Annotated in this window: 8 protein-coding genes; 2 read left to right on the forward strand and 6 right to left on the reverse strand. The window is 64.0% G+C overall.

Annotated features, from left to right (window positions below; translation table 11 throughout):
* Window positions 1–155: 155 nt before the first annotated feature.
* Window positions 156–620, reverse strand: coding sequence for a VOC family protein (locus V8683_RS30955; RefSeq protein WP_411191719.1), 465 nt, complete (start codon window positions 618–620; stop codon window positions 156–158).
* A 269-nt stretch (window positions 621–889) separates the two neighbouring features.
* Here V8683_RS30955 and V8683_RS30960 point away from each other — a divergent pair, with 269 nt between their 5' ends.
* Both V8683_RS30960 and V8683_RS30965 read left to right on the forward strand, forming a co-directional pair.
* Window positions 890–2206: a sensor histidine kinase gene (locus V8683_RS30960; protein WP_411191718.1), complete on the forward strand. Its 1317-nt coding sequence runs from the start codon at window positions 890–892 to the stop codon at window positions 2204–2206.
* Between the two features lie 33 nt (window positions 2207–2239).
* Entirely contained in the window at window positions 2240–2896 is a 657-nt protein-coding gene (locus tag V8683_RS30965; protein ID WP_411191717.1) for a response regulator transcription factor, read from the forward strand.
* Window positions 2897–2935: 39 nt separating this feature from the next.
* On the opposite strand, the gene V8683_RS30970 is transcribed toward V8683_RS30965, so the two are convergent.
* The 5 genes from V8683_RS30970 to V8683_RS30990 all read right to left on the reverse strand — a co-directional run.
* Window positions 2936–3346 (reverse strand): tellurite resistance TerB family protein, encoded by a 411-nt coding sequence (locus tag V8683_RS30970; protein ID WP_411191716.1) that lies wholly within the window; start codon window positions 3344–3346, stop codon window positions 2936–2938.
* A gap of 68 nt (window positions 3347–3414) precedes the next feature.
* Window positions 3415–3672, reverse strand: a complete 258-nt coding sequence (locus V8683_RS30975; RefSeq protein WP_411191715.1) for a TFIIB-type zinc ribbon-containing protein — start codon at window positions 3670–3672, stop codon at window positions 3415–3417.
* 185 nt (window positions 3673–3857) lie between these two features.
* Complete coding sequence (locus V8683_RS30980) at window positions 3858–4841, reverse strand: TerC family protein (protein ID WP_411191714.1); 984 nt, start codon at window positions 4839–4841, stop codon at window positions 3858–3860.
* Between the two features lie 161 nt (window positions 4842–5002).
* Window positions 5003–5899, reverse strand: coding sequence for a MipA/OmpV family protein (locus V8683_RS30985; RefSeq protein ID WP_411191713.1), 897 nt, complete (start codon window positions 5897–5899; stop codon window positions 5003–5005).
* Window positions 5900–6315: 416 nt separating this feature from the next.
* On the reverse strand, window positions 6316–6500 hold a 185-nt coding region (locus V8683_RS30990), incomplete at its 5' end, for a hypothetical protein (protein WP_462880735.1).

Consider the following 6500-nt stretch of genomic DNA (forward strand, 5'->3'; position numbering starts at 1 on the left):
CAGCTCTTCATCGGCGACGCGTCGCGCGAAGCCAGGCCGATCGCGCAGCGCTAAGCCGTGTCGTGCGGCGGTGCGCCCTTCACGGCGCACCGTGTGGGACGTAAAGACCAAACACCCCGCCGGGTCCGCCCGCCGGGGTGTTTTAATTTTTCGCCTCAGATCCAGCCGTCGATCTTGAACCCGCTCGCTTGTTCCGCTTCTTCGCGCGTGACTTCGCGGATCGTCTCGCCAAAGCTCCACACGTGACCCTCGGGGTCGCTCACCACATAAACGCGGTCGCCGTAGAACTGATCCGCGATCTCGCGCACGACGGTTGCGCCGGCGGCGCGTGCGCGTTCGTAATGGGCGTCGATGCCGCTCTCCAGATGCACGTGCACCGACTGCGTGTTCTTGCCTTCGGCGTCGGCCGGGCTCGCGTAGGGCATGCCAGGCCAGCCGCCGCCGATCATCACGTAGCCCTTGCCGAACCGCATTTCCGAATGGGCGAACTTGCCGTCGGGCGTGGTCACGACGAATTGCCGCTCGAAGCCGAACGCCTTCTCCAGCCAGTCCAGCGCCGCGAACGGGTCGCGATAGTAGGCGGCCGAGGCGAAAGTCGGCCGGGATGACGTTGTGCTCATGGGGGCGTCCTCATCAAAAGGTCGGTGCGCCGAATCTAGCACTGTCGCGCGCGATCTGCCAGTTGCGTGCGAGCTTGACCACGCGCTAACCCGACACCATCCACATCGGCACCGATACGGCACTCTTTTGCCGCGACGGGGGACATAGCAGACTGCTCAAGCGATCCGGCCAGTGCCTCGCCGTTGAACGGGACGCGCGAGGGAATCCGATATGATGGAGCGCTCCTTGCCGCGGTGCGGCGCGCTTGTCCTGTCTCACGAGATTGCCCATGTTCTTCGCAGCGAACTCCCTGCACCGCCGGCTCAGCCTTGCACTGGGTTTGCTGGCGATCCTCGTTGGGCTGCTCGGCTCGCTCGGGACGTTTCTCGTCGTGCGCGGTCTGGCCTCGGAGTTCAACGCGAGCCTGCGCGATGCCGCCGCACACGTGCAGACCGGCGTGCCGCATCCGGCCTCGGCAAACGACGCGCGGCGGCGGTTTTCCGACGATCTCGTCGTGCAGATCTGGTCGGAAACAGATAGCGCCGTGCCGACGCGCACGAGCAACCCTTCCGTCAAGCTGCGTCGCGGGCTGGACGGTTTCTCGACGGTCGATTACGACGGCGAGACATGGGACGTCTTCGGGCTCGCGGCAGGCGACGAATTCATTCAGGTCGCCGAATCGCGCAGCGTGCGCAATCGCAATGCCGTGCGTGTGGCGTTCTGGACGCTGTTGCCGGTGCTCGCGCTGCTGCCGCTGCTTGCCCTCACGAGCGCCATTACGGTACGTCTCACGCTGCGTCCGCTCGAACGCATGGGGCAACGCGCGGCCTGCGTCGATCTGCACAACCTGCAGCCGCTCGATATCGCGAAGGCGCCCGTCGAGCTGCGGCCGTTTCTCGACTCGATCAACCGCATGATCGAGCGGCTTTCGCTGCTCGTGAACGCCGAACGCAAGTTCGTTGCCGATGCCGCACACGAGCTGCGCTCACCGATTTCGGCCATGCAGTTGCAGATCGATAATCTGGGCCACGCGCCCGCCGATCAGTATGCCGAACGTTTCGCCGAGCTCAAGCATGGCATCGCGCGCACGGGTTCGCTCGTTTCGCAATTGCTGGGCCTCGCGCGTGCGGAGATCGGCAGCGCGCAGCGTATGCTCGCCGAGGTGCCGCTTAAGCAGGTCGTGAGCGACGTGATGGCGGATCTGCTGCCGTTCGCGTATGCGCGCGGTGTGGACCTGGGCGTGGAGCGTCTTGACGACGCGAGCGTACGCGCGACCGAGGCCGACATGCGCATACTCGTGCGCAACCTTGTGGACAATGCGGTCCGTTACGGCGGCGAGGGCGCGCAGGTCGACGTATCGGTACAGCGCGAGGCGCAGAGGATCGTGATCGAAGTGCGCGACAGCGGCCCCGGCATTGCCGAAGCGGACTTGCCACGCATATTCGACCGTTTCTTCCGCGCGGGCGCGAACGACGTGGAGGGCAGTGGACTGGGGCTCGCGATCGTAGAGGCCGTGGCCCAAAGCTATCGTGGAAGCGTCACGCTTGCCAACCGCGCCGATGGGCAGTCGGGCATCGTCGCGCGTGTCGAACTCCCGCGCCAGTGACGCGCTCGAATGCCGGAGAGAGAGGACATTACGATGCGGATTCTGCTGATCGAAGACGATCTGCTGATCGGGCCCGCGCTGCTGCGCGCACTGAAGGACGCGTCGTACAGCGTCGACTGGGTGCGCACGGGCGAGAGCGGCCGCGCGGCGATACGCGACGGTTCGTACACCGCGATCCTGCTCGACCTCGGGCTTTCGGACATGAGCGGTCTTGACGTGTTGCGCGGCCTGCGCGCCTCGAACGACACGACGCCCGCGATCATCATCACCGCGCAGGACGGCGTGGATACGCGCGTGGAAGGTCTCGACCTCGGCGCCGACGATTACCTCGTGAAGCCCTTCGAGAGCAAGGAACTGCTCGCGCGCATACGCGCCGTGGTGCGGCGCAAGTCGGGCTTCGCCTCCGCGGCGATGGGCAGCGGGCGTGTGACGCTCGACATCAACGCGCGCCGCCTCACGTTCGACGGTCAATCGGACGACCTTTCCGCGCGCGAATATGCGCTGATGCTGGCGCTGCTCGAACGGCCCGGCGCGATCCTCTCGCGGCAGCAACTCGAAGAGCGGCTCTATGGCTGGGGCGAGGAGGTGGAAAGCAATGCCGTGGATGCCGTGATTTACAGTGTGCGGCGCAAGTTCGGCCACGCCGTGATCCGCAACGTGCGCGGACTGGGCTGGGCCGTGTGCGTTTGACATGGGCGCGGCGAGCGCGAGGCTCGCCGCGCTTCCGGCTCATGAGGCGAGCAGGCGCTGTCGCGGATGGGTCTGCCATGCTTTGGAGAGCGAAGCGAGCAGCGCCGCCTCCGTATCGGCGACGTGGCGGTCGGCATAGATCGCCACGTAGCAGAGATTCAGCACTTCCGCGCGCAATTCGGGATCTTCCAGTTCGCACATCACCTGCTGCATGACGTCGGAGTCCACCTTGCACGCGTCGCTCCAGTTCAGGTGCGAATTCGTCAACAGGTCTTCGCACAGAGCCTGCAGGATCGCGCCGAATTCACCGGGCGCGAGCCCCAGGCGCTCGGCGATGCGCGCGCGATGGAGTGCGGTGAGCTCGTCGCTGCTCAGGTGGCCGTCCGCGAGCAGCGCGATGGCGACGATCCGGCCGGCGGCCTGTGGGCTGTTGCAGGAATAGGTACGCATGATCAGGTGTCCTTGTAACGTTTGAACCGGGCGATTGCGGGTCGATTGTGGGTTGAAGGCGGCGCGGGCTAGTCGAACAGATCGCCGAGCCACGACTTGCGGCGTCGCCCGTGCGAATCGTGACGGTCGTACGCATGGCGTGGCGATCCACCCGCGTGGCCGCCGTAGCCGTCGTCCGCGCGGCGCGGGGGCGTCGTTCGGTCGATCAGCTTGTCGAGTTCGCCGCGGTCGAGCCAGACTCCCCGGCACTGCGGGCAATAGTCGATTTCGACGCCTTGACGATCCGCGAAGGTGAGGGTCGCGTCAGGGCATTGCGGGCATTTCATGATGGGCTCCGTGATGAGTGGACAGATCATCGAGGGAGGCGCCGGTGGGGCGCTGCCTCGATGAAAACCATCGTACGGGTGCAGAATGAGCGAAAAATGAGGAAGTGCGAGACGCGGCCGGGGTGGGGCCAGCCGCGTGAGGGGGAAGGTGGCCGGGCGGCGCTCAGGAAGCACTCAGGAAGCACTCAGGAGGCGCGCGGGCCGGCGACCGGGCGCGTCCTGAGCAGCGAGACGATCACGCCGCCGGCGAGCAGCGCCGAGGTCACGCCGAGGCTCACGCCCGCCGGAATCTTGCCGACGAAGCCGTGCAGAAAGATCTTGGCGCCGATGAATACCAGCACGAGGGCTAGCGCGTGCTTGAGGTAATGAAAGCGATGCGCCATGGCGGCGAGCGCGAAGAAGAGCGCGCGCAGACCGAGTACGGCGAAGATGTTGCTCGTGTAGACGATGAACGGATCGGTCGTGATCGAAAAGATCGCGGGAATCGAATCGACGGCGAAGATCAGGTCTGCGAACTCGATCATCAGGAGTGCGACGAAGAGCGGCGTGGCCCAGAGCGTGATCTTGCCGGTGACGGGGTGCGCGCGCCACACGATGAACGCGCGGCCTTCCGGCCGCGGCGTGATGGGGAGCACGCCGCGCAAAAGGCGCAGGAGCGCGCTGTCCTCCGCGTCATGCGCTTCCTTCGAGCCGAACAGCATCTTTACGCCGGTGAGTGCAAGGAATACGCCGAACAGATAGAGGATCCAGTCGAACTGCGCAACCAGCGCCGCGCCAAGCCCGACCATCAGCGCGCGCAGCAACAGCACGCCGACGATACCCCAGAACAGCACGCGATGCTGGTACTGGCGCGGCACGGCGAGCGCGCCGAAGATCGACGCGATGACGAACACGTTATCGAGCGAGAGCGATTTTTCGATCAGATAGCCGGTCACGTACTCAGTGGCAGGAACGGCACCGAGCTGCCACCAGATGAAGCCGCCGAACAACAGGCCGATGGCGATGTAGCCGAGCGAAAGCCAGAGGCTCTCGCGTATGCCGATCTCGCGATCTTTCTGGTGCAGGACGCCGAGGTCGACCACGAGAAGCGCGATCACCACCGCGATGAAGGCGGCCCAGAGCCATGCGGGCTGGCCGAGGAAGCTGGCGGCGAAGAGCGACGGAAACATGAGTGCAGGTCCTTGACGGTGAGTGGGAGGGCCGTGCTGCGGAGGGGGCGCCGCTGTGCACTGAACGTATGGGCCTTCGCCCATACGGAGAGCTTAGCGACGGAAAATGAGCAGGAAATGAGGCGTGGAGGCGTGGCCGGGCAGGGGGGCGAGCGGAGGAACTAGAACTGATAGTTAATCGAAATGTCGCACACGCCATTGGTTTTCGACTGCACGACCGGGCTCTGCGCGGCGCTGCCGAGCAGGCGCCGGAGCGCGCCGTCGGCACTCACGAACCAGTGCTTGTTCACGAAGTAGACCATCGTGATGCCGAAGCCGGCCGACTTGAGACCCGCGCCCGCGCTATACGGCCGGTAGCCGGAGTCGACGGCCTGTTGCGGCGTTACGCCGAACCAGCTTTGCATATAGCTGGAATCGGCCAGTGTGACCGAGGGACCCGCGAACCAATAGAAACTCTGGTTGCTGCCCGGCAGCGGCATGTAGGCTCCGAAGTCGCCGCTCCAGCCGTTCGAGCCGCCGAAACTGCGTGTAAAGGCGGCCCGCAGCACGAGGGGAAAATCCTTCGATATCACGTATTCACCGGCGATCTTCATCTCCGGAGCCGGATTGATGTTGCCTAGCCCGTTCAACTCTGGCGGATCGTCGTGCGCGCGCCGTCCGAGGTCGTACACGGCGGCCACGCTCACTCGCCAGTTTGGACCCTGCAGGACGTTCACGCCGATGCCTTCGCCGGTGGAGGCGAACAGGAGATCCTTGTAGCGGATGTCGATACTGGGCCCGGCCAGCATGTGATAACGGTCGGAGCCGTCGTAGCGGGGTTCGAAGGTCGAACCTATGCCGAGGCGCACTTCCCAGTCGGGTTGCTGCGGTTCGAACATCTTTTCCAGCGGGATGCCGGCCGAATATTGCCATTCGCCGAGCGGCGAGGGGGTTTGTGCCTGTGCATGCAAGGCGGCACAGAGAGCCCAGGCGGCGCCGGCGATACGCAGCGGCAGCGTGCCGCGCGTTTGCCTGTGCCAGGTGTGTATGTTTCGCGCAACACGGGTTGCCAGTGTCATGACGCCTCCAGCGCACATGGGGGGACCGCGATTCGCCCGATAGCTTCCGGTGCTTCAGCAAGCGATGTACCCGGTTGGGCGAGGCGGGCGTAGCACGCAGGCTCCGCAAGACCTGGGGCGCGGGCCGTTTCGACCCTTGGGGTGAACTAAACCGCTTCTGCCGGAGCAGGGGTTCTCAAAATAGTTGCGCTAGCAACGACAAAGGCGGTTCATGGCCAGGAAAAGAAGAAAGAGGCCATACGGGACAGGGCAGCCGTGAATTTCATCGCCGCCGTCCGGAATCCTTTGTTTCCTGTTAAATCAGGATGCCAAACAAAAAATACGAATGATCAAACAAGGAAATCGCCATGGCCCGGAAGCGTGCGGATTGAACGAGGAGGAGGGAATTTTATCCTTTCAAAATGAAAGATTAAAATTCAGTAGTTACAGAGAAGTGAAATCGATTTACAGCCAATCTTGTTATTTATTTGTAATTTTGTGCGATGGATATCGCGAATGCTTATTTTGCGGGCGCCTGGAACCCCCTGCAGGAGGGGATGGCATGAATTTAGAAACGGTTTCAAAAAGAGTTCGTAGGGGCTGTTAACCCGTAACGCAACCT

It is taken from the genome of Paraburkholderia sp. AV2 (assembly GCF_054968425.1).